A 20,939-nucleotide genomic window follows, 5' to 3' on the forward strand; every position below is an offset into this window, starting at 1 on the left:
CGCGGTCCGGCAGCGAGAAGGCCGCGGATCGTAGCAGCCGGGCGAAGCCGCCCTGCCCCGGGCTCAGCCTTGCGAGTGGCCGGGCTGCAGCAAGTCGCACCACATGTGCACTTTGCCCAGCAGTTGGCCGTCGAGCGCGATCGCCAGCGGCTCGACGCCGAAGGGCCGGAAGCCGCAGCGTTCGTAGAGCCGCTGGGCGGCATCGTTGCCTTCGGTCACGGTGAGCTGCACCAGGCGCAGGCCCGGCCGCTGGCGGGCGTGGTCCAGCAGCGCCAGCACCAGCCGGCGGCCGAAGCCCGCCTGCCGGGCCGATTCGGCCACCGACATGCCGAACAGCGTCGCCTTGTGCCGTGCGCGCTCGCGCCGCTCGAAGCTCAGACCGGCCGCGCCGACCAGCCCGCCGGCGTCGAAGGCACCGTAGACCACGTCGGCCGTGTCGTCGCCCGGCGCTAGCCGCTCTTCCCACCAGCGCAACGGCAAGGCGCCGCGCTCGGCCGCCGTCGAGGTGAAGGCGCTGCGATGCCGCTCGTAGGCATCGAGCATGCGCGCGCGATAGGCCACCGCATCGGCAGGCACCAGCCGCCGGACGACATCCGTTGCAGTCTTCTGTTCAGAACCGGACACAGACGGCCTGCCTTTCCTGCAGCACGGCCTCCTGCGCGAAAGCCTGGCGGTAGGCCGCGATGACCTGGGCGATGGCCGCGTCGGCCTTGTCGTCGCGCGGATGCAGCAGCACCACGATCTTCGAGGGCTCGCGCACCACCGCGCCCGCCTCGCCGCGCCACTGGCCCACGGCGTTGATCACGGTGAGGCCCTGCGGGAAGGCCGGGGTCAGGATGCCGTCGAGGAAGCGCAACCACTCGGCCTCGGACACCTGGCCGCCGGTGGGAATGGCGCGGCCGAAATAGAGGGTGTCGCGCTCGAAGGGCGAGAGGCCTGGGGCGCAGGCCGCACCCGGCGATGCGGCAGGCGAAGTGGCGAACGAGCCGCATCCTGCCAGCGACATCGCCAGCATCGCGGCTGCGAGCCCGCGTGGGAATCGTCGCGTCGACGGCATCGGCATGAACGACCCCGCAGGTTCAGCGCGACGGCGCGATCGCGTCGGCGTAGTCGTAGAGCGCGCCCAGCAGTTCCTCGCCCTGCTCGTCCACCGTCTCGGACAGCGCATCGATCTCGGCGAACAGGCCCTCGACGGTGCGGGCACCGCCCTCGCCCTCGAACAGCCGCGCCGCGCGGTGCTCTTCCCAGCGCTGCGTCTCTTCCTCGCTCAGCGTCTCGGGCCAGTTGCGCGCGCGGTAGCGGAACACGATCTCCTCGAGCCGCCCATCGTCGAAACCGGTGCGGTCCTTCGCGAGCTCGGCCGGCGAGAGCGCGCGCAGCTGGTTGAGCCGGCGCCGGTCGCCGTTGCCGACGAAGCCGCCGTAGAGGTCCTCGTCGACATCGGGCGTGGCCTCCTTCGGCCGTTCGTAGACCTTGGCCCAGATCGCGCTCATATCGGGCAGGTCGCGCGCGATCGCGGCATGGCGCATGGCCGTGTCGAGGTCGATGCCCCAGCGCTCGGCCATGGGCGCCGCCAGCGTGCGCAGGTTGCCCACCACCATCGGCGACTTGTTGAGGTGCACGCCCTTGATCGGCAGCCGTACCACGCCCTCGGGCAGTTCGGCGGCGCGCGTGAACATGCGCAGGCGCACGGTGTCGGCGTCGAGGTCGCGCAGCTCGCTCGGGTCGTGCGCGAGGTCCCAGGCCAACAGCTCGTTCTTGTTGGTGGGATGGCTGGCCAGCGGCCACATCACGGCCAGGCAGCCGCGCTCGGCCGGGAACATGCCCGAGACGTGCAGGAAGGGCTTCGCGGTCTCGCGCACCGCCGGCAGGCCGAGCTCGCTGGCCACGCGGTCCTTGCGGTGCAGCGCGAAGGCGAAATCGAACAGCTTGGGCTGGGCGTTGCGGATCAGCCGCGCCAGCGCGATGGTGGCGCGTACGTCCGACAGCGCATCGTGCGCCGACTCGTGCAACAGGCCGTTGGCCTTGGCGAGGTCCTCGAGCTTGAAGCTGGCGCTGCCGTCCTCCTTCTTCGGCCACTGGATGCCGTCGGGCCGCAGCGCATAGGTCAGGCGCACCACGTCGAGCAGGTCCCAGCGGCCGCATTCGTTCTGCCACTCGCGCGCATAGGGATCGATGAGGTTGCGCCAGAACAGGAAGCGCGTGACCTCGTCGTCGAAGCGGATGGTGTTGTAGCCCACACCAATGGTGCCGGGCTGCGAGAAGGCGCGCTCGATCTGCGCCGCGAACTCGTGCTCGGGCAGGCCGCGTTCGAGGCACAGCTGCGGCGTGATGCCGGTGATCAGCGTGGCCTCGGGACTCGGCAGGTAGTCGGGCGCGGGCTTGCAATAGATCATCAGCGGCTCGTCGATCTCGTTGAGCGCCGCGTCGGTGCGGATGGCGGCGAACTGCGAGGGCCGGTCGCGGCGCGGCACGGCGCCGAAGGTTTCGTAGTCGTGCCAGAGGAAGGTTTGAGCGGTCATGTCGTTGTGGGAAAGCGAAAGCGGATACCGGGTGCGGCGCCCGACCTCAGAGCAGCGGCGACGACAGCCGCGCGATCGAGTCGCCGAGCCGTTGCCAGAAAGGCTGCGGACGGTGCGCGCGCACCGCGGCCGAGCTGTGCAGGTCGGTCTCGAACTGCGCCGCCAGCGGCCGGGCCAGGGCCGGACCATAAACCACCGCGCAGACCTCGAAGTTGAGCCGGAAGCTGCGGTTGTCGAAGTTCGCGGTGCCGATCATCGCGCAGTCGTCGTCGACCACCAGCGTCTTGGAGTGCAGCATGCGCGCCTTGTACTCCCACACCTTCACGCCGGCGGCGATCAGTTCGTCGAAGTAGGAGCGCGCGGCGGCGCTCACGATGGCCGAATCGCTGCGCCGCGGCACCAGCAGCCGCACGTCGACACCGCGCAGCGCAGCGCTGGTGAGCGCCATCAGCGCGGGCTCGCCGGGCACGAAGTACGGCGTGGTGAGCCAGGCGCGGTGGTTGGCGCTGTGGATCGCCTCGACATGCATGCGGTGGATGGCCTCGAGCGTGTTGTCGGGTCCGCTGGTGACGATCTGCACCGGGATCTCGCCGGCCTCCACCTTTGGCAGCATGGCGTCGAGCCCGTCGCCGAAGCTGTGCAGGTCCTCGCCGGTGGCATAGGTCCAGTCCTCCATGAAGGTGGTCTGCAGCCAGCGCACCGCGCTGCCTTCCACGCGCAGGTGCACGTCGTGGTAGGCGTCGGGACGCGTGCGCTTGTCTTCCTCGTCCGTGATGTTGACGCCGCCGGTGAAGCCTACGCGGCCGTCGCACACCACGATCTTGCGGTGGGTGCGGTAGTTGGTGACGGGCCGCAGGCGGCGGCCGATCTTGGTGTCGTGGAACAGCGCCACCTGCACGCCCGCGGCCAGCATCGGCGCCATGAACTTGCGGCCGATGCGCTTGGAGCCCAGCGCGTCGATCAGCAGGCGCACCTTCACGCCCTCGCCCGCGCGCGCCACCAGCAGGTCGCGCAGCGCGGTGCCGATGGTGTCGGGCTCGAAGATGTAGTACTCGAGATGCACGTGGTCGCGCGCCGCGCGCACCGCCTCGAAGATCGCGTCGAAGGTGCGCGCCCCGCCCGAGAGCAGTTCGACGCCGGTGGCGCTCGATACCGGGATGCCGCAGGTCGCGGTGCCCAGCCGCGCCATCTGCTGCAGCGCCGGTGGCGCATGCTCGGCCGCGTCGCGCAGCCGCGCCAGGTCGGCCTGCGCATTGGCGTTCGCGCGGGTGCGCAGGCGCTTGAGCCGCTGCTTGCGCAGGCGCTGCGGCCCGAGGAAGTAGTAGATGACGAATCCCGCGAACGGCAGCAGCGCCAGCGACAGGATCCAGCTCATGGTCGATACCGGCGCGCGCTTCTGCATCACGATCCAGACCGACAGCACGGCGATGTAGCCGCTCCATGCCAGGGAGAGGCCGGTTTTCCATTCGGGACTGAGTTCGGGGAGGATCAAGGCGAAGCGATCGGACGTCGGGGCCGGCCCGAGGACGCCGCAGGCATCGGGAAAAGGCGCGATCGGCTTGGCCGCACGCCGCTTTCCATCCCTGAAGCGCCCGCCCGAGGAAAAGAAAAAAGGCCGGCAGCGCGATGCTACCGGCCTTTTGAGGGCGAATGTCCCGTCGATCGGCGGGATCAGCCGGTCGCGGCTTCCTCGGCCTCGGGCTTGGACTTGCCTTCCTTCTTCGGCAGCGGCTGGATGTCGAGCAGCACTTCGTCCTTCTCGTCGAGGTCGACTTCCAGGCGCCCGCCTTCGGTCAGGCGGCCGAACAGCAGTTCGTCGGCCAGTGCACGACGGATCGTGTCCTGGATCAGGCGCTGCATCGGCCGTGCGCCCATCAACGGATCGAAGCCCTTCTTCGCCAGGTGCTTGCGCAGCTTGTCGGTGAACGTGACCTCGACCTTCTTCTCGGCGAGCTGCGTTTCGAGCTGCAGCAGGAACTTGTCGACCACGCGCAGGATGATCTGCTCGTCGAGCGCCTTGAAGTTGACGATGGCATCGAGCCGGTTGCGGAATTCGGGCGAGAACAGGCGCTTGATGTCGCCCATTTCGTCGCCGGCCTGCCGCGGGTTGGTGAAGCCGATGGTCGCCTTGTTCATGGTCTCGGCACCCGCGTTCGTCGTCATGATGATGATGACGTTGCGGAAGTCGGCCTTGCGTCCGTTGTTGTCGGTCAGCGTGCCATGGTCCATGACCTGCAGCAGCACGTTGAAGATGTCCGGATGCGCCTTCTCGATTTCGTCGAGCAGCAGCACCGAATGCGGCTTCTTCGTGACGGCCTCGGTCAGCAGACCGCCCTGGTCGAAACCGACGTAGCCCGGAGGCGCGCCGATCAGGCGGCTCACCGCGTGACGCTCCATGTACTCCGACATGTCGAAGCGGATCAGCTCGATGCCCATGATGTAGGCGAGCTGCTTGGCCGCTTCGGTCTTGCCGACGCCCGTGGGACCCGAGAACAGGAACGAGCCGATCGGCTTGTCGCCCTTGCCCAGGCCCGAACGCGCCATCTTGACCGCGGAGGCCAGCACTTCGAGTGCCTTGTCCTGGCCGAACACCACGCTCTTGAGGTCGCGCTCGATCGTCTGCAGTTTGCCGCGGTCGTCGTTGCTGACGTTGGCCGGGGGAATGCGCGCGATCTTCGCGACGATTTCCTCGACCTCGGTCTTGCTGATGGTCTTCTTGCGCTTGCTCGCCGGCAGGATGCGCTGGGCCGCACCCGCTTCGTCGATGACGTCGATCGCCTTGTCGGGCAGGTGACGGTCATTGATGTACTTGGCGCTCAGTTCGGCCGCGGCCTGCAGTGCGGCCACCGCGTACTTCACGCCATGGTGTTCCTCGAAGCGCGACTTCAGGCCCTTGAGGATGTCGACGGTTTCCTGCACCGAGGGCTCGACCACGTCGACCTTCTGGAAACGACGCGACAGGGCCGCATCCTTCTCGAAGATGCCACGGTATTCGGTGAAGGTGGTCGCACCGATGCACTTGAGCTGGCCGCTCGAGAGCGCCGGCTTCAGCAGGTTCGACGCGTCGAGCGTGCCGCCCGAGGCCGCGCCGGCACCGATCAGCGTGTGGATCTCGTCGATGAACAGGATCGCGTTCGGCTTGTCCTTGAGCGACTTGAGCACGCCCTTGAGGCGTTGTTCGAAGTCGCCGCGGTACTTGGTGCCCGCGAGCAGCGCGCCCATGTCGAGCGAGAACACGTTCGACTCGGCCAGGATCTCGGGCACGTCGCCCTGGGTGATGCGCCATGCCAGGCCCTCGGCGATCGCCGTCTTGCCCACGCCGGCCTCGCCTACCAGCAGCGGGTTGTTCTTGCGCCGGCGGCACAGGATCTGGATCACGCGCTCGACCTCGTACTCGCGGCCGATCAGCGGATCGATCTTGCCGTCCTTGGCCATCTGGTTGAGGTTCTGCGTGAACTGTTCGAGCGGCGAGGCCTTCTCGTTCTTCTCGCCGCCGCCCTCTTCGCTCTCGTTCGAGGAGGCTTCGCTGTTGCCCTTGACGGCTTCCGGCGGATCGCTCTTCTTGATGCCGTGGGCGATGAAGTTCACCACGTCGAGGCGGGTCACGCCCTGCTGGTGCAGGTAGTAGACCGCGTGCGAGTCCTTCTCGCCGAAGATCGCGACCAGCACGTTGGCGCCGGTGACTTCCTTCTTGCCGTTGCCGGTGGACTGCACGTGCATGATGGCGCGCTGGATCACGCGCTGGAAGCCCAGCGTGGGCTGGGTGTCCACATCGTCGGTACCCGCCACCTGGGGCGTGTTGTCCTTGATGAAGTTGGTGAGCGACGCCCGCAGGTCGTCGACGTTGGCCGAGCAGGCGCGCAGAACTTCCGCGGCGCTCGGGTTGTCCAGCAAAGCGAGCAGCAAATGCTCCACGGTGATGAACTCGTGGCGCTGTTGCCGGGCCTCGACGAAGGCCATGTGCAAGCTGACTTCCAGTTCCTGGGCAATCATGTGATTTCCTTTTTGCCTTGCTGTAAATAAGTTCTCAGATGGGTTGGAGCTTGCCTAAATCAACAGGTTCATTCCACGGGTTCGCTGACACATTGCAAAGGATGCCCTGCCTGCTTGGCCGCCTCCATCACCTGGTTGACCTTGGTGGCCGCCATGTCGCGGGAATAGACCCCACAGACGCCGCGGCCATCGAGGTGGATCTTGAGCATGATCTGGGTGGCGCTTTCGCGGTCCTTGCTGAAGTACTCCTGCAAGACGACGACCACGAACTCCATGGGCGTGTAGTCGTCGTTGAGCATGACCACCTGGTACATCTGGGGGGGCGCCGTTTTCTGCGGACGCCGCTCGAGGACGACCGAATCTCCGTCGTCTCGCGCCGGTTTGCGCACCGGTGGCGTGGGAGGGGTCGAAGGAATTCTCGTTGCCATGAAAAAGATTCTATAGAGCGTGCAAGCGCCGTGCCGGCTCGGGAAAAGCTGGTGGCGAGAATTCGACAAATCAAGAGGCTTGCGTCTCATACGCCGTCAAAAATCCGTTCAACGGATTTTGACGATATCCGGCTTGAATATTCCGCGGAACAGGCTTTCGGGGGACCGGCAATTTGGGCTTTTGGGCGTGTTCGGGGGGCGGCAGTTCCGTTGGGAGATCGGTGATTTCCTTGGCGCTGAGGTCTTGCAGCCGGGGTTCTGGGCCGGAATGGGCTCTACAGCCCGGGAGCGCTTTCGCCTTTTTCGCCGCGCCTGTCGGGCCGAATGGCTTCCTCCACCGCCTGCCTCGGGGTCCTCGCCCCCTGCGTCCTGTCCGTAAACGTCACGACGACAGCCCGCCGTCTCACCCATCGGCAGCCAGAGCGTTCACGAGCCCGGGGGTTCACCTGCAACAACTTCGGCAGGCAGCACGGCCGGCACCGGCGAGGTGCGCCAGCGGAATGCCCGCTGCAGCGCCGCCCCGTCGGAGACACAAATGGCTTGCCAAACTGTTCCAGTTGACGCGGTTCGGGTGCACCGGCGCAGCGCTCGCCAACCGATTCGGCGCCGCCTTGGTCGCCACCCGACAGCCGCCTGGGTTCAGGCACCCGTTTTCAACGGAAATCCGTAGCAATCCACCCGCAGATGTATGTCATGGCCGGTTGAAATTCAAGCCGAGGGATGAACCCAGGTGAAAGCACCTCAGGCGTACTCGATGTGGCAGGCGATGCGTTTCCCGGCACCGCCTGGCGATCCGTCCGCAAGCATCCCGGCGCCATGGCTTCGGAGGCTCACGTGCATGCGGACGATCTCGCGCTTGTCCCGCAGTGCGTCGAGCCAGTGCCCCGACAGGACCGGCAACAGCTGCTGCTCCATGAACGCGACGAGTTGCCGCGCGCCGGTGTCGTGGACCCGGCATCGCCCGATGACATGAGCGACGAGATCGTCCGCGTAGCTCAGATCGATGCCGTGCTGCTCGCCCAGCCGGTCCGCGATGCGTTGCAGATGAAGCGCGGCGATGCCGGCCATGACCGGCGTCGACAGCGGCAGGTACGGCACCACCGTCACGCGGTCGAGAAAGGCGGCGGAAAAGACGCGGCGCAACGGTACCGCCAGGCCTGAACACAAGGCGTCGGCCGAGGGCATCGCTGCCGGGTTCCTGCAGGCGTGCTCGATGAAGGCCAAGCCGACGCTGCTGGTGAGCAGGATCGTGGTGTGGCGAAAGTCGACGCGTTGTCCTTCGCCGTCCTCCAGCCATCCCTGGTCGAACACCTGGCAGAAGAGCTCGTGCACATCGGGATGGGCCTTCTCGACCTCGGCCAGCAGCACGACACCATAGGGCCGGCGGCGAACGGCTTCCGTGAGCACGCCGACCTCCCCGTATCCGACGCCGCCCGAAGGCGTGCCCCGAAGCATCGCCACGCTGTGAGGCTCCTGGAACTCGCTCATGTTCAGGGTAATGAGGGTCTGCTCGCCGCCGTGCATCGCCTCGGCCAAGGCCAGCGCCGTTTCGGTCTTGCCGACACCGGGAGGCCCGGCCAGCAGGAACACGCCGGCGGGCTTGCACGGATCCGTGAATCGCGCGTGCGCCGTCTGGATGCGCCGCGCGATGATGTCGAGCGCACCCGCCTGCCCGAGCACGCGCCGCTCGAGCACCTGTCGAAGCTGAAGCACGGCCAGGGCCTCGTCGGTGAGCAACCGTCCGGTGGGGATACCGGTCCACTCGGCGACGATCTTTGCAACCACCGCTTCGTCGACCTGAAGGAAGACCTGCGGAGTGTCTTGCTGAAGGCCTTGAAGCTCCTGCTCGAGCACCGATGAATCGAGGTGCGGAGGATGGTCCGGCTCACCCTCCCCCTCCGTTCTTTCTTCTACCCTCAGCGCCTGGATCTGCCGGACCAGCGCCTTCTCCCCCCGCCACTTGTTCTTCTGCGCTCTGAGCTCATCGCGGATCTGCTCGAGCGAATCGCGCACCGCGATCAGCCGTGCCAGCCGGGTCTCGCAACCCCGGGCCATCCTGGTTTCGTCGCGCAGCAGCCCGACCTCGGCCGCAAGCGCCGCGATCCGCTGCCGCAGGCCCGTCACGGCCGGAGGCGGCACATGCAGCGACATGGCCACGCGCGCACAGGCCGTGTCGAGCAGGCCGATGGCTTTGTCGGGCAACTGCCGCGCAGGCAGGTAGCGATGCGACAGCACGACGGCGGCGCGCACCGCTTCGTCGAGCACGGTCACGCCATGGTGCACGGCGAAGGTGGTGGCGAATCCCCGCACCATGTCGATGGCGTCCGCCGCCTGCGGCTCCATGATCTGCAGCACCTGGAAGCGGCGCGCGAGCGCCGGATCCTGTTCGACGTGACGCCTGCATTCGCGCCGAGTGGTGGCGCCGATGACGCGCAACGCACCGCGCGCAAGAACTGACCTCAAGAGATTGGCGGCATCTCCCGCTGCATCCCGGTCACCTGCGCCGACCAACGCATGCAACTCCTCGATGAACAGGATCACCGGCCGAGTCGACTGCGTCGCCTCCTGCAGCAGCGCCTCGAGCCTGTGCTCGAACTCGCCCTGCGCGCCGGCCCCGGACAACAATGCGCCGACGTCGAGGCTCAGCAGTCGCGCATGGCGCAACTTCGGCGGGACCTCGGCCTTGGCGATCGCCAACGCGAGCCCCTCGACGACCGCGGTCTTGCCTACGCCGGCCTCGCCGGTGAGCAAAGGGTTGTTCTGGCGCCGACGCAACAGGATGTCCACCATGGCAGCGATCTCCTGACCACGGCCGATGACGGGATCGATCCGCTCGGCACGCGCATGCTCGGTGAGATCGGTGCAGTAGGCGGCCAGCGCGGAGCCGGTCGGGGTGACTGCTGCCATCGCGAGACCGGCTTCGCCGGGAAACACCGGCACGGCGTCCGAGCCATCGCGAGGTCCTTCCGCTTCTTCGGGTGACCCCTTCACGAGCGCGAGCAGTTCATCGGGCCGCCGTTCGATCGCGAGGGCCCGAAATGCGGGCGAGATCTCGAACAGCACACGCCGAAGCTCCGGGGTCTGCAACAACGCGCTCATCAGTTGCACTCCACGGATGCAACGGCTGCCGAACTCGAGACTGGACAAGAGCCAGGCACGCTCGATCGCGGCTTCGATGTGGTGCGAGAAGTCGCTCAACGACGAAGTGCCGGCGGGCAGGCACGACAAGGCCGCGGCAAAACCCTTGTCGAGCAGTGGCAGGCTGATGCGATGGTGATGGCACAGGCGATGCAGGTCGCCATCGCCGGCCTGACGGAGCTGGTGCAGCCAGTGCACGAGTTCGACATGCGGATTGCCGCGCAGCTTGGCGAACGCCGTCGCCGATTCGATCGCACGAAACAGCGTCGGGTCGAGCTTCAGGAACAGTGCTCGGCGGGACAAGGTCATGGCTGGCCATCCCCTCGCCCGCACGGCGTGCATGCCTGCGCGAAGCGATACGCGGCTTGCGCGCATGGCGGCATCGATCGCGACTTCTTCCTGCCCCTCATCGTGCGCTCCCTGATCCTCGATGCGCACGATTCTGTCGAGGCGATAGCGTGTTTTTTCGTCCCCAGTTTTCAGCAATAGTTAAATGCGCACGGGCATCATCCCGTCCGTGATCTTTGCCCCCACCGAATCTTTCCGGAGCGTCAAAAGAGGCGTGCGCGGCAAAGAAAAAGCCCCCGAGGCTCGCGAGAACCTCGGGGGCTTATGGCTGTCGCTTCGGCGTTCGAGAGCGCCGAGGGCGGGATCACATGTTGTCGATCATCACCTGGCCGAAGCCCGAGCAGCTCACTTGCGTGGCGCCGTCCATCAGGCGGGCGAAGTCATAGGTGACCTTCTTGCTTGCAATCGACTTTTCCATCGCGCTGATGATCAGGTCGGCGGCTTCCTTCCAGCCCATGTGGCGCAGCATCATTTCGGCCGAGAGGATTTCGGAACCGGGGTTCACGTAGTCCTTGCCGGCGTACTTGGGCGCGGTACCGTGGGTGGCTTCGAACATGGCGACGGTGTCGCTCAGGTTCGCGCCCGGGGCGATGCCGATGCCACCGACCTGCGCGGCCAGCGCGTCGGACACGTAGTCGCCGTTGAGGTTGAGCGTGGCGATGACGCTGTACTCGGCGGGACGCAGCAGGATCTGCTGCAGGAATGCGTCGGCGATGCTGTCCTTGACGGTGATGTCCTTGCCACTCTTCGGGCTCTTGAACTTCATCCACGGGCCGCCGTCGATGAGTTCGGCGCCGAATTCCTTCTGGGCCAGGGCGTAGCCCCAGTCACGGAAGCCACCTTCGGTGAACTTCATGATGTTGCCCTTGTGCACCAGCGTGACGCTCGACTTGTCGTTGTCGATCGCGTACTGCAGCGCCTTGCGCACCAGGCGCTCGGTGCCTTCCCTCGACACCGGCTTCACGCCGATGCCCGAGGTGTCGGGGAAACGGATCTTCTTGACGCCCATTTCCTCTTGCAGGAACTTGATGAGCTTCTTGGCCTTGTCGCTCTCGGCTTCGAACTCGATGCCGGCGTAGATGTCTTCCGAGTTCTCGCGGAAGATGACCATGTTGGTCTTGTGCGGCTCGCGCACCGGGCTGGGCACGCCTTCGAAGTACTGGATGGGGCGCAGGCAAACGTAGAGGTCGAGTTCCTGGCGCAGCGCGACGTTCAGCGAACGGATGCCGCCGCCGACGGGGGTGGTCAGCGGGCCCTTGATCGAAACGACGTAGTCGCGCACGGCGTGCAGCGTTTCTTCGGGGAGCCAAACATCGGGACCGTAGACCTTGGTCGACTTTTCACCGGCATAGACTTCCATCCAGTGGATCTTCTTCTTGCCACCGTAGGCCTTGGCCACTGCCGCATCCACCACCTTCAGCATCACGGGCGTGATGTCCAGTCCAGTGCCGTCGCCTTCGATGAAGGGAATGATCGGCTGGTCGGGCACATTGAGCGAGTTGTCGGCGTTGACCGTGATCTTCTGGCCTTCGGTCGGGACTTTGATGTGCTGGTAGCTGGACATGAGGGGAGGAAGACTCCGGAGTGGAAGTAATTCGGTGACGACTGTCTGCGAATTCAGACAGCGAGGGGGATTCGCTGTACAGCCCGCGAACAAATCGCTGTACATTTTAGACGCAACCCATCAGTGGGCGTTTGTCAACCTGCGGGCCGCCGGCCTCGTTAGTGCCTGACCTTCTGCTCGCCGGGAGGCGTTTCCAACCAATTCTCGATAGAGGAATCCATCAATGAGCAAACTTCTCGCAGTCATGATCGCTGGCCTGTTCGCAGCCGGCGCCTATGCCCAAAACCCGGCTGGCACCACCCCCGAGCAAGGGAACGCCAGCAACAGCAAGGCGCAGCAACGCGCTGAAGCCCGTAAGGACGCACGTCCCGCTGGCAAGGTGGCCGCTCCGGCCGGCGACATCGCCAAGACGCCCGAAGGCGGCGCCATCGGCACCGACAAGGCTGCTACCTCCGGCGAGAAGCGCGCTGAAACCCGCGACCAACGTCGTCGCAACAAGGACGGCAGCGTGAAGCGCAAGTCGACCCAAGGCGGCACGCCCAACTAAGGATTCGTCCTCTTGAAAGAAAGCGCTCCATCGGGGCGCTTTTTTTTCGCCCTCATTCTTTGCTCATTCTTCCGGGGCCCGCACTGTCAACCGCAACGAATGCTTTCCGTTGAACACGCACCTCCACAGGGAGGTGGTCCATATCTAACAATCTCAAAGGATTTGTCATGAAGAAGCTGTTCGCTGCCCTGGTCGCCGGTCTTGTCGCATTCGGTGCCTTTGCCCAACAACCCGAACCCGCCGCAGCAGCTCCCGCCGCTGCCGCCACCAAGGCCAAGGCCCCGGCCAAGAAGCACGCCGCCGCCAAGAAGCACAAGGCTCGCAAGGTCGCCAAGGCCCACGTCGCCACCAAGAAGGCGTAAGCTAGCCGCCTTCACAGGCCATGCCCGCCAGGCCCGCTTCCGCGGGCTTTTTTCATGGGGCCGGGCACGGCCTTCTTTGTATGGAAGAGTCTGAAAGAACCCCGATGCTCCAGCGTTTTGCCGCCCTGTTGGCCTTCTCCGTCGCCGCTTCCGCCGCCCTGCTCGCTCCGGCCCACGCCCAGCAGGAACCCCAAACCAACCTTGCCCGCACCAAGCTGTCGATCGGCCTGTACACCATCGATGCGCAGATCGCCCAGGCGCCGGTCGAGCGCCAGGTCGGCCTGATGTTCCGCAAGGAGATGCCGCAGGCCGAAGGCATGATCTTCGTGTTCGAGCAGCCCGCCACCCAGTGCTTCTGGATGCGCAACACGCTGCTGCCATTGACGGCCGCCTTCGTGGCCGAGGACGGCCGCATCGTCAACCTGGCCGACATGAAGCCGCAGACCGACGACTCGCATTGCTCCGAGGAGCCGGTGAAGTACGTGCTTGAAATGAACCAGGGCTGGTTCAAGAAGAAGAACATCAAGAAGGGCGCGAAGATCACCGGTGAGCTGTTCGCCGCGGGCAAGCGCTGAGTCCCCTCGCTGGCCGCACACCGCCGACCGATTTCGGTTGGCCCAATAAAAAGCCCCGCGTCGCGGGGCTTTTTCATGAAGGCACCGCGATGGTGCCCCTCGTCGATCTCAGCCGAAGTTCTTCTCGGCGAAGTCCCAGTTGACCAGCTTGGCCAGGAAGGTCTCGACGAACTTGGGACGCAGGTTGCGGTAGTCGATGTAGTAGGCGTGTTCCCAGACGTCGACCGTCAGCAGCGCCGTGTCGGCGGTCGTCAGCGGCGTGCCGGCGGCGCCGGTGTTCACGATGTCCACGCTGCCGTCGGGCTTCTTCACCAGCCAGGTCCAGCCCGAACCGAAGTTGCCCACGGCCGACTTCACGAAGGCTTCCTTGAAGGCATCGAAGCTGCCCCACTTGGCATCGATGGCCTTGGCCAGCGCGCCGCTCGGAGCGCCGCCGCCTTGGGGCTTCATGCAGTTCCAGAAGAAGGTGTGGTTCCAGATCTGGGCCGAGTTGTTGTAGATGCCGCCGCTGGACTTCTTGATGATCTCTTCGAGCGTGAGCGACTCGAACTCGGTGCCCTTCTGCAGGTTGTTGAGGTTCACCACATAGGCGTTGTGGTGCTTGCCGTAGTGGTACTCGAGGGTCTCCTTCGAGTACTCGGGCGCCAGCGCGTCGAGGGCGTACGGCAGGGGTGGGAGCACATGTTCCATGGTTTTTTCTCGTGGGTTGGTTGTGGGGAATCAATGATTCTAGAAAGGAATCGTGGCACTCACGTCGGACGCGTTCCCGTCGCGCCGCGTGACCCGACGGTCAGATCGACGGAGCCATCGGCCAGGCGGGCAACGACGGCATCGCCGGGTGCGAGCGCCTTCGCGCTGACCACGGCGCGCCCGTCGGTGTCGGTGATCCAGGCATAGCCGCGCTGCAACACGAGCGCGGGATCGAGCAGACGCAGCCGCAGCGCGACACGCTCCAGGCGCTCGCGGCGCTGCACCAGCGCGCGCTCGAACTTCGAAGGGAAATCGTTGGCCAGCGTCTGCGCCGCCTGCGAATGCCGCTGCGTCCTCGACAGCACCGCATAGTGCAGGCGCTGCGCATGGTGCGCGAGCCGCAACTGCTGCCGTGCCACCAGCGACGAAGGACGGCCCAGCCGGCCCGCGGCCTGGTCGAGCCGCTGGCCCAACACGTCGAGCCGCGCACCGATGGCGTCGTCGAGCCGCTCCTCGAGCAACGTCAGGGCATCGAGCCACAGCGCCTGCGGCGCGCTGACCAGCTCGGCCGCGGCGGTAGGCGTCGGCGCGCGCAGGTCAGCGCAGAAATCGGCGATGGTGAAGTCGGTTTCGTGGCCCACGCCGCTGATCAGCGGTACCGGGCTCTGCACGATGGTGCGTGCCAGGCTCTCGTCGTTGAAGGCCCAGAGGTCCTCGATCGATCCGCCGCCGCGCACCAGCAGGATGACGTCGACCGCCGGTTGCATCGCGTAGAGCGATTGCAGCGCGCGCACCAGTTCGCCGGGTGCAGCGGCGCCCTGCACCGCCGCGGGCGCCACCGTCACGGGAATGTGGGGCACGCGCCGGCGCAACGCGGTCACCACGTCATGGAGCGCCGCGGCGCCCAGCGAGGTGACGACGCCGATCGCGCGCGGCATCACCGGCAGCGCGCGCTTGCGCGCCGGGTCGAACAGTCCCTCGGCCTCGAGACGCGCCTTGCGCTGGAGGAACTGCTCGAACAGGGCGCCCTGCCCGGCCCGGCGCAGGCTTTCGACCACCAGTTGCAGATCGCCGCGCGGCTCGTAGACCGCGAGACGCCCGCGCACCTCGACCTGGTCGCCGTCGCGCGGCGAGAAATCGAGCAGGCCGGCCGCGCGGCGGAACATGGCGCAGCGCAGCTGGCCCGACTCGTCCTTGAGCGAGAAGTAACAATGTCCACTTGCCGCACGCGAAAAACCGGAGATTTCGCCGCGCACGGAAACCGGATTGAAGCGGGCATCGAGCGCATCGGCGACCGCGCGGCACAACGCGCCGACGGCCCAGACGCGCGGTCCGGAAACCGGATTGGGGTCACGCAAGTTCACAAAACCGCCGAATCGTGATTTGGCACTCTTCCACAACGGGTGCCGTGGCTCGGGCGCCAGGGCCCTGGGGTCGGACAATTGCACGGTTTCTCGTGCAAGTTGTTGATTTCATTTAAAAAAGCGGTGCCCAAAATTCAATCGATCTAATGGAAAGCCCAGTTGGCGCGGCTCGCGGCAACTTGCGCAGCGGGTTAATCACAAAGTTATCCACAGAATCTGTGCGTCTTGGCCGACACGCAAACAAGCCGTGTGGCGATGGTGGGCTCGGTGGATAATCGCCGCGCATTGACAGCCTACGGGGCCGGAGGATTCCTTGTTTTCCATCATAGTTGCTGCAGGTTGGCCCATCTGGCCGCTGCTCGCTTGCTCGGTGATTGCACTCGCACTCGTTATAGAACGTTTCACAAGTCTCAAGACAGTGAAGGTGCTTCCGCCCAAGCTGCTCGACGAAACCATCACCGTGTCGCACAACGCGGTACCCGGCCCCGATGTGGTGACCAAGCTGGAAAACAACTCGATGCTCGGCCAGGTGCTGGCCGCCGGCCTGCGGGCGCTGAACGCCAATCCGCGCTGCACCGAGGACGACCTGCGCGCAGCCATGGAAGCCTCGGGCCGCACCGTGGCGCACCGGCTGGAACGCTACCTGCCCGCCCTCGCCACCATCGCTTCGGCCGCCCCGCTGCTCGGTCTGCTGGGCACGGTGATCGGCATGATCGAGATCTTCGGCTCGCAGTCGCCGACCAGCGGTGCTGTCGGCTCGGGCAACCCGGCGCAGCTCGCGCACGGTATCTCGATCGCGCTCTACAACACGGCCTTCGGCCTGATCGTCGCGATCCCGACCCTGATCTTCTGGCGCTACTTCCGCAGCCGCGTCGACGAGTACCTGCTGAACCTGGAACTCTCGGGCGAGCGCTTCGCGCGCCATCTCAACGCGATGCGCAAATGAGGGCGCTCCCCGCCTTCATGGCCGCCACCGGGAGCGCCCGGTGAGCCGCGGCCGCATGCAGTTTCGCCATGGTGCGCGCGACGAGCCCGAAATCAACCTGATCCCGTTCATCGACGTGCTGCTGGTGGTGCTGATCTTCCTGATGCTGTCGACCACCTACAGCAAGTTCACCGAGATGCAGCTGCGGCTGCCGACGGCGGACGTGGACGCGCAGCGCGACTACCCGAAGGAAGTGATCGTCGGCGTGTCGGCCGACGGGCGCTATTCGATCAACAAGACGCCCATGCCCGACCGCAGCGTGGACACCGTGGCGGCGGCGCTCGCCGCGGCCGCCACCGGCGGCAAGGACAGCGTGGTGATCATCAGCGCCGATGCCAGCAGCCCGCACCAGGCCGTAGTCACGGTGATGGAAGCGGCGCGGCGCGCGGGCCTGATGCAGATCACCTTCGCCGCCCAGTCGACGGCGCAAGCCGGGCACTGAGTTGCCGTCGCAGGGGCGCAATAGCACCCACGCCGGCGCAACCGCCCCGCGGCTTCGGCGCGCCTGGCTGTCGCGCGGACCACTGGCGATGCTGCTGTGGCCGCTGTCCCTGCTCTTTCGCACCCTGGTGGCGCTGCGCGCGCTGCTCTATCGCCTCGGCTGGCTGCAGGCCGAACGCGTGCCGGTGCCGGTGGTGATCGTCGGCAATGTGATCGCCGGTGGCGCGGGCAAGACGCCGGTGGTGATGGCCGTGGTGCAGCATCTGCGCGCGCGCGGCTGGCAGGTCGGCGTGGTGTCGCGCGGCTACGGCCGGCACACGGACGACTGCCGCGAAGTCCTGCCCGACAGCGATCCGCGCGAGGTCGGCGACGAGCCGGCACTGATCCGGCGCAGCACCGGCGCGCCAGTGTTCGTGGCGAGGCGTCGCGCCGAGGCCGCGCGCGCGTTGCTCGCCGCCCACCCCGCCACGCAAGTCGTCGTCAGCGACGACGGCCTGCAGCACCTGGCGCTGGCGCGCGATATCGAGATCTGCGTGTTCGACGACCGCGGTATCGGCAACGGCTGGCTGCTGCCGGCCGGCCCCTTGCGCGAACCCTGGCCGCGCGATTGCGACCTGGTACTGCACAGCGGCGAGCACTCCGCGTTCCCCGGTGGCTTCACCGCCACGCGCCAACTGGCGACCTACGCGGTGGCCAGCGACGGCGCCCGGACGCCACTGGCCTCGCTGGCTGCGCGCCCCATCACAGCACTGGCGGCGATCGCACGGCCCGAAGCCTTCTTCGAGATGCTGCGCGCGCAAGGCATCGAACCCGAACGAACCATCGCCCTGCCCGATCACCACGATTTCGCCGACTGGCACGACGAGGTGCCGGCCGGCCATCTGCTGCTCTGCACAGAGAAGGACGCGGTCAAGCTCTGGCGCAAGGAGCCTCGTGCGCTGGCCGTGCCGCTGCTGTTCGCCCCCTCCGAAGCCTTCCTTGCGGCGCTCGACGCAAAGCTATCATCGACCGATGGACACCAAGCTGCTTGAACTGCTCGTCTGCCCCGTCACCAAGGGCCCCCTGACCTGGAATCCGGAGAAGCAGGAACTCTGTTCGCGCAGTGCGCGCCTGGCCTACCCGGTGCGCGACGGCATTCCGGTGCTGCTCGAGAACGAGGCCCGCACCCTGTCCGACGACGAGCTCGGGCTGTGAGCTTCACGGTTCTGGTGCCGGCCCGGCTGGCATCGACGCGGTTGCCCGACAAGCCGCTGGCCGACATCGCGGGCGTACCGATGGTGGCGCGCGTGGCGCAGCGAGCGGCGCAGTCCGGCGCGGCGCGCGTGGTGGTGGCGGCGGACCATGCCTCGATCCTCGCGGCCTGCCAGACCCACGGGGTGGAGGCCATCCTCACCCGTCAGGACCATCCGAGCGGCAGCGACCGCCTCGCCGAGGCCTGCGAACAGCTCGGCCTCGACGGCGACGCGGTGGTGGTCAATGTGCAAGGCGACGAGCCGCTGATCGACCCGGCGCTGATCGACGCCGTGGCCGCGGCGCTCCTCGCGCGGCCCGACGCCGCCATGAGTACCGCGGTGCATGCGATCGATTCGGTGGCCGACTATCTCAATCCGAACGTCGTGAAGGCCGTGCTCGACGCGCGGGGCAATGCGCTCTATTTCAGCCGTGCGCCGATTCCCTGGTGGCGCGATGGTGCCGCGCCGGGCGTGCCTCCGACGCAACTGCCTTCGCCAGCGCCACTGCGCCACATCGGCATCTACGGCTACCGTGCGGGTTTCGTGCGCCGGTTCCCCTCGCTGCCGCCCTCGCCGCTAGAAACCATCGAGGCACTCGAGCAGCTGCGCGCGCTGTGGCATGGGCATCGCATCGCGGTGCATGTGAGCGACGCGGCGCCGGGACCGGGCGTAGACACGCCGGAAGACTTGACGCGGGTGCGAGCACTGTTCGGCGCCGCGAACTGAGCGCTGGCCTAGCGGCGGCCGGCCGCTGCGATCAGTCACGCGGATGCCATCCAGGCCTGGAAGTTCCAGGCTTCGAGGGACAGTCCAATCTTCGGCCAACTTGCCCGATCCATCTACGAAGAGCCGGCTTCGGAGCGCAAGGAGTCTCGATCATCGCTTTCGGGCCATCGCCATCGCGGATGCCCGGCGAAATTGTTCACGGGGCCGCGTGCTATCCTCGACGCAACTCCGTCCGCGGCACTTTGTCTTCATCGAAGGGTGCCTGCGCGACGTGACACAAATCCAAGAACCCTCCGAGGACACCATGAGACTGATTTTGTTGGGCGCGCCCGGGGCGGGCAAAGGCACGCAGGCGGCCTTCATTTGCCAGAAGTACGGCATTCCGCAGATTTCCACCGGCGACATGCTGCGCGCCGCCGTCAAGGCTGGCACCCCGCTGGGCCTGCAGGCCAAGGCCGTGATGGATGCGGGTGCGCTGGTCAGCGACGACCTCATCATCAATCTCGTGAAGGAACGCATCGCCCAGCCCGACTGCGCCGAAGGCTTCCTGTTCGACGGCTTCCCGCGCACCATTCCGCAAGCCGACGCGATGAAGGCCGCGGGCGTCAAGCTCGACTACGTGCTCGAGATCGACGTGCCCTTCAGCGACATCATCGAGCGCATGAGCGGCCGCCGCTCGCACCCGGCCTCGGGACGCACCTACCACATCAAGTTCAACCCGCCCAAGGTCGAAGGCAAGGACGACCTGACCGGCGAGGAACTGATCCAGCGCAAGGACGACGAGGAAGAGACCGTGCGCACGCGGCTCGACGTCTACAGCCAGCAGACCCGTCCGCTGGTCGACTACTACTCGGCCTGGGCCAAGACCGATCCGGCCGCCGCGCCGAAATACCGCGCCATCCAGGGCGTGGGCACGGTCGAAGAGATCACGCAACGTGCACTGGCCGCACTGAGCAGCTGATCCCCGACTCGAATCGCGAGCCGCGTGCGGGCCTCGAGGCCCGCGACGCGGCTTTTTCTTTGGCGTCCCGACTTCAGAGCAGCTCGAGCGTCAGCGCGATGCGCGCCTTGACGGGCGTCAGCGCGCCCGCATCGCGCAGGCGGTCGCCCGGCTTGGGCAGGATGCGCCCTTGCGTGCAGCGGGTGGCGCGCAGCACCGCGATGCCGGCCTCCTGCGCCTCGAGCGCCGCCGCCTCGAGCGCATGGTGCAGCGTGCCGTTGCCGGTGGTCGCCAGCACGAGGCCCCGCAGAGGAGACGCCGCCGTGCCATCGGCACGCAGCGCATGGATCAACGCGCCGCTCGCACCTGCGTGGCTCATCACGATCTCCACGCGCGGCCATGCGGCCTCGTCCTCGGGAAGACGGTCGAGGGCCGCGCCTGCTTCCGAAGCCGGCCAGTCACGCACGCGCCGTACCTCGCCCTCCTCCACGTAGCCCACCGGCCCCGCGTCGCCCGCGTCGAAGGCATCGAGCCGATAGGTGTGCACCTTCTGCACGTCGAAGGCACCGCGCACCGTGCCCGCACATACCGCGGTCACGCCCTGCGCGCCCGGTGTCGCGGCCACGGCGATCGCATCGCGCACGTTCTGCGGACCGTCGGGCGACAGCGCGGAGGCCGGGCGCATGGCGCAGGTCAGCACGATGGGCTTGCGCGGCGCCAGCACCGACTGGAGGAAGAAGGCGGTCTCCTCGAGCGTGTCGGTGCCGTGGGTGATCACCACACCGGCCACGTCGGGCTGCGCCAGCCAGTGGGCGCAGCGCAGCGCCAGTGCGCGCCAGATCGCGAAGGACATGTCCTTGCTGTCGACCTGGGCCACCTGCTCCGCCGCCAGCGTCACGCCCGCGGGCGCCTCGATGCCGCCGAGCAGGTCGGCCACGCCCACCTCGCCGGCGGTGTAGCCGATGTTGTCGCCGCTGTTCGCCGCGCGGCCCGAGATGGTGCCGCCGGTGCCGAGCACCACCACGCGCCGCGGATTCGAAAGGGATGAAGTCACCATGACTTGCCAACTTTGAAAAACTGGTTA

20 protein-coding genes are annotated in these 20,939 nt (G+C 66.8%); 9 read left to right on the forward strand and 11 right to left on the reverse strand.

Annotated elements, in window-relative coordinates; translation table 11 throughout:
* Window positions 1-63: 63 nt before the first annotated feature.
* The 8 genes from R0232_RS19095 to icd form a co-directional block, all read right to left on the reverse strand.
* The gene (locus R0232_RS19095; RefSeq protein ID WP_431509078.1) at window positions 64-624 is read right to left on the reverse strand and encodes an N-acetyltransferase family protein; all 561 of its coding nucleotides are present in this window, start codon (window positions 622-624) and stop codon (window positions 64-66) included.
* Window positions 611-1,006 carry a DUF3574 domain-containing protein gene (locus R0232_RS19100; RefSeq protein ID WP_431509079.1) on the reverse strand — a complete coding sequence of 132 codons (396 nt, stop codon included), beginning with the start codon at window positions 1,004-1,006 and terminating at the stop codon, window positions 611-613. The genes R0232_RS19095 and R0232_RS19100 overlap by 14 nt, the downstream gene beginning before the upstream one ends.
* A 73-nt stretch (window positions 1,007-1,079) precedes the next feature.
* Window positions 1,080-2,522: an exodeoxyribonuclease I gene (gene sbcB, locus R0232_RS19105; protein WP_431509080.1), complete on the reverse strand. Its 1,443-nt coding sequence runs from the start codon at window positions 2,520-2,522 to the stop codon at window positions 1,080-1,082.
* A 46-nt stretch (window positions 2,523-2,568) separates the two neighbouring features.
* On the reverse strand, window positions 2,569-4,014 hold the full coding sequence (gene cls, locus R0232_RS19110; protein WP_431509081.1) for a cardiolipin synthase: 1,446 nt from the start codon (window positions 4,012-4,014) through the stop codon (window positions 2,569-2,571).
* 179 nt (window positions 4,015-4,193) lie between these two features.
* A complete protein-coding gene (clpA, locus tag R0232_RS19115; protein WP_093342208.1) occupies window positions 4,194-6,515 on the reverse strand; it encodes an ATP-dependent Clp protease ATP-binding subunit ClpA in 2,322 nt (773 codons plus the stop codon).
* 68 nt (window positions 6,516-6,583) lie between these two features.
* Window positions 6,584-6,943 carry an ATP-dependent Clp protease adapter ClpS gene (gene clpS / locus R0232_RS19120; protein ID WP_093342210.1) on the reverse strand — a complete coding sequence of 120 codons (360 nt, stop codon included), beginning with the start codon at window positions 6,941-6,943 and terminating at the stop codon, window positions 6,584-6,586.
* 741 nt (window positions 6,944-7,684) lie between these two features.
* Window positions 7,685-10,519 carry a type VI secretion system ATPase TssH gene (tssH, locus tag R0232_RS19125; RefSeq protein WP_431509082.1) on the reverse strand — a complete coding sequence of 945 codons (2,835 nt, stop codon included), beginning with the start codon at window positions 10,517-10,519 and terminating at the stop codon, window positions 7,685-7,687.
* Window positions 10,520-10,733: 214 nt separating this feature from the next.
* On the reverse strand, window positions 10,734-11,993 hold the full coding sequence (gene icd / locus R0232_RS19130) for an NADP-dependent isocitrate dehydrogenase (protein WP_093342214.1): 1,260 nt from the start codon (window positions 11,991-11,993) through the stop codon (window positions 10,734-10,736).
* Window positions 11,994-12,216: 223 nt separating this feature from the next.
* Between icd and R0232_RS19135 the strand changes: the two genes are divergently transcribed.
* From R0232_RS19135 to R0232_RS19145, 3 genes are all read left to right on the forward strand, one after another.
* Window positions 12,217-12,540 (forward strand): hypothetical protein, encoded by a 324-nt coding sequence (locus tag R0232_RS19135; RefSeq protein ID WP_057594841.1) that lies wholly within the window; start codon window positions 12,217-12,219, stop codon window positions 12,538-12,540.
* Window positions 12,541-12,707: 167 nt separating this feature from the next.
* Entirely contained in the window at window positions 12,708-12,902 is a 195-nt protein-coding gene (locus tag R0232_RS19140; protein ID WP_093342215.1) for a hypothetical protein, read from the forward strand.
* Between the two features lie 104 nt (window positions 12,903-13,006).
* Window positions 13,007-13,477, forward strand: coding sequence for a DUF192 domain-containing protein (locus R0232_RS19145; protein ID WP_093342217.1), 471 nt, complete (start codon window positions 13,007-13,009; stop codon window positions 13,475-13,477).
* A gap of 108 nt (window positions 13,478-13,585) precedes the next feature.
* Here the strand turns inward: R0232_RS19145 and R0232_RS19150 are convergent, their stop codons facing one another.
* Window positions 13,586-14,167, reverse strand: a complete 582-nt coding sequence (locus R0232_RS19150; RefSeq protein ID WP_093342218.1) for a superoxide dismutase — start codon at window positions 14,165-14,167, stop codon at window positions 13,586-13,588.
* A gap of 59 nt (window positions 14,168-14,226) precedes the next feature.
* On the reverse strand, window positions 14,227-15,531 hold the full coding sequence (xseA, locus tag R0232_RS19155; protein ID WP_431509083.1) for an exodeoxyribonuclease VII large subunit: 1,305 nt from the start codon (window positions 15,529-15,531) through the stop codon (window positions 14,227-14,229).
* A 313-nt stretch (window positions 15,532-15,844) separates the two neighbouring features.
* Here xseA and R0232_RS19160 point away from each other — a divergent pair, with 313 nt between their 5' ends.
* The 6 genes from R0232_RS19160 to adk all read left to right on the forward strand — a co-directional run bounded on the left by R0232_RS19160 (window position 15,845) and on the right by adk (window position 19,876).
* Window positions 15,845-16,477, forward strand: a complete 633-nt coding sequence (locus R0232_RS19160) for a MotA/TolQ/ExbB proton channel family protein (RefSeq protein ID WP_093342221.1) — start codon at window positions 15,845-15,847, stop codon at window positions 16,475-16,477.
* A 55-nt stretch (window positions 16,478-16,532) separates the two neighbouring features.
* On the forward strand, window positions 16,533-16,958 hold the full coding sequence (locus R0232_RS19165) for an ExbD/TolR family protein (protein WP_093342484.1): 426 nt from the start codon (window positions 16,533-16,535) through the stop codon (window positions 16,956-16,958).
* Between the two features lie 88 nt (window positions 16,959-17,046).
* Entirely contained in the window at window positions 17,047-17,988 is a 942-nt protein-coding gene (gene lpxK, locus R0232_RS19170; RefSeq protein ID WP_431509084.1) for a tetraacyldisaccharide 4'-kinase, read from the forward strand.
* Window positions 17,969-18,151, forward strand: coding sequence for a Trm112 family protein (locus R0232_RS19175; protein WP_057596378.1), 183 nt, complete (start codon window positions 17,969-17,971; stop codon window positions 18,149-18,151). The genes lpxK and R0232_RS19175 overlap by 20 nt, the downstream gene beginning before the upstream one ends.
* Window positions 18,148-18,915: a 3-deoxy-manno-octulosonate cytidylyltransferase gene (kdsB, locus tag R0232_RS19180; RefSeq protein WP_431509085.1), complete on the forward strand. Its 768-nt coding sequence runs from the start codon at window positions 18,148-18,150 to the stop codon at window positions 18,913-18,915. The genes R0232_RS19175 and kdsB overlap by 4 nt, the downstream gene beginning before the upstream one ends.
* Before the next feature lie 304 nt (window positions 18,916-19,219).
* The gene (gene adk, locus R0232_RS19185) at window positions 19,220-19,876 is read left to right on the forward strand and encodes an adenylate kinase (RefSeq protein WP_296784611.1); all 657 of its coding nucleotides are present in this window, start codon (window positions 19,220-19,222) and stop codon (window positions 19,874-19,876) included.
* A 73-nt stretch (window positions 19,877-19,949) separates the two neighbouring features.
* Here adk and R0232_RS19190 read toward each other — a convergent pair whose 3' ends face one another.
* Complete coding sequence (locus tag R0232_RS19190) at window positions 19,950-20,912, reverse strand: asparaginase (protein ID WP_431509086.1); 963 nt, start codon at window positions 20,910-20,912, stop codon at window positions 19,950-19,952.
* Between the last annotated feature and the right edge of the window lie 27 nt (window positions 20,913-20,939).

The organism is Variovorax sp. DAIF25 (genome assembly GCF_050711835.1).
GTDB lineage: Bacteria > Pseudomonadota > Gammaproteobacteria > Burkholderiales > Burkholderiaceae_C > Variovorax.

Bases quoted from the DNA above. Each gene is read 5' to 3' on its own strand.
- R0232_RS19140 (WP_093342215.1), top strand. From the start codon at position 12,708: ATGAAGAAGCTGTTCGCTGCCCTGGTCGCCGGTCTTGTCGCATTCGGT.
- clpA (WP_093342208.1), bottom strand. From the start codon at position 6,515: ATGATTGCCCAGGAACTGGAAGTCAGCTTGCACATGGCCTTCGTCGAG.
- clpS (WP_093342210.1), bottom strand. From the start codon at position 6,943: ATGGCAACGAGAATTCCTTCGACCCCTCCCACGCCACCGGTGCGCAAA.
- R0232_RS19165 (WP_093342484.1), top strand. From the start codon at position 16,533: ATGCAGTTTCGCCATGGTGCGCGCGACGAGCCCGAAATCAACCTGATC.
- sbcB (WP_431509080.1), bottom strand. From the start codon at position 2,522: ATGACCGCTCAAACCTTCCTCTGGCACGACTACGAAACCTTCGGCGCC.
- icd (WP_093342214.1), bottom strand. From the start codon at position 11,993: ATGTCCAGCTACCAGCACATCAAAGTCCCGACCGAAGGCCAGAAGATC.
- R0232_RS19190 (WP_431509086.1), bottom strand. From the start codon at position 20,912: ATGGTGACTTCATCCCTTTCGAATCCGCGGCGCGTGGTGGTGCTCGGC.
- R0232_RS19100 (WP_431509079.1), bottom strand. From the start codon at position 1,006: ATGTCGCTGGCAGGATGCGGCTCGTTCGCCACTTCGCCTGCCGCATCG.
- adk (WP_296784611.1), top strand. From the start codon at position 19,220: ATGAGACTGATTTTGTTGGGCGCGCCCGGGGCGGGCAAAGGCACGCAG.
- lpxK (WP_431509084.1), top strand. From the start codon at position 17,047: ATGCTGCTGTGGCCGCTGTCCCTGCTCTTTCGCACCCTGGTGGCGCTG.
- R0232_RS19135 (WP_057594841.1), top strand. From the start codon at position 12,217: ATGAGCAAACTTCTCGCAGTCATGATCGCTGGCCTGTTCGCAGCCGGC.
- R0232_RS19175 (WP_057596378.1), top strand. From the start codon at position 17,969: ATGGACACCAAGCTGCTTGAACTGCTCGTCTGCCCCGTCACCAAGGGC.
- R0232_RS19150 (WP_093342218.1), bottom strand. From the start codon at position 14,167: ATGGAACATGTGCTCCCACCCCTGCCGTACGCCCTCGACGCGCTGGCG.
- R0232_RS19145 (WP_093342217.1), top strand. From the start codon at position 13,007: ATGCTCCAGCGTTTTGCCGCCCTGTTGGCCTTCTCCGTCGCCGCTTCC.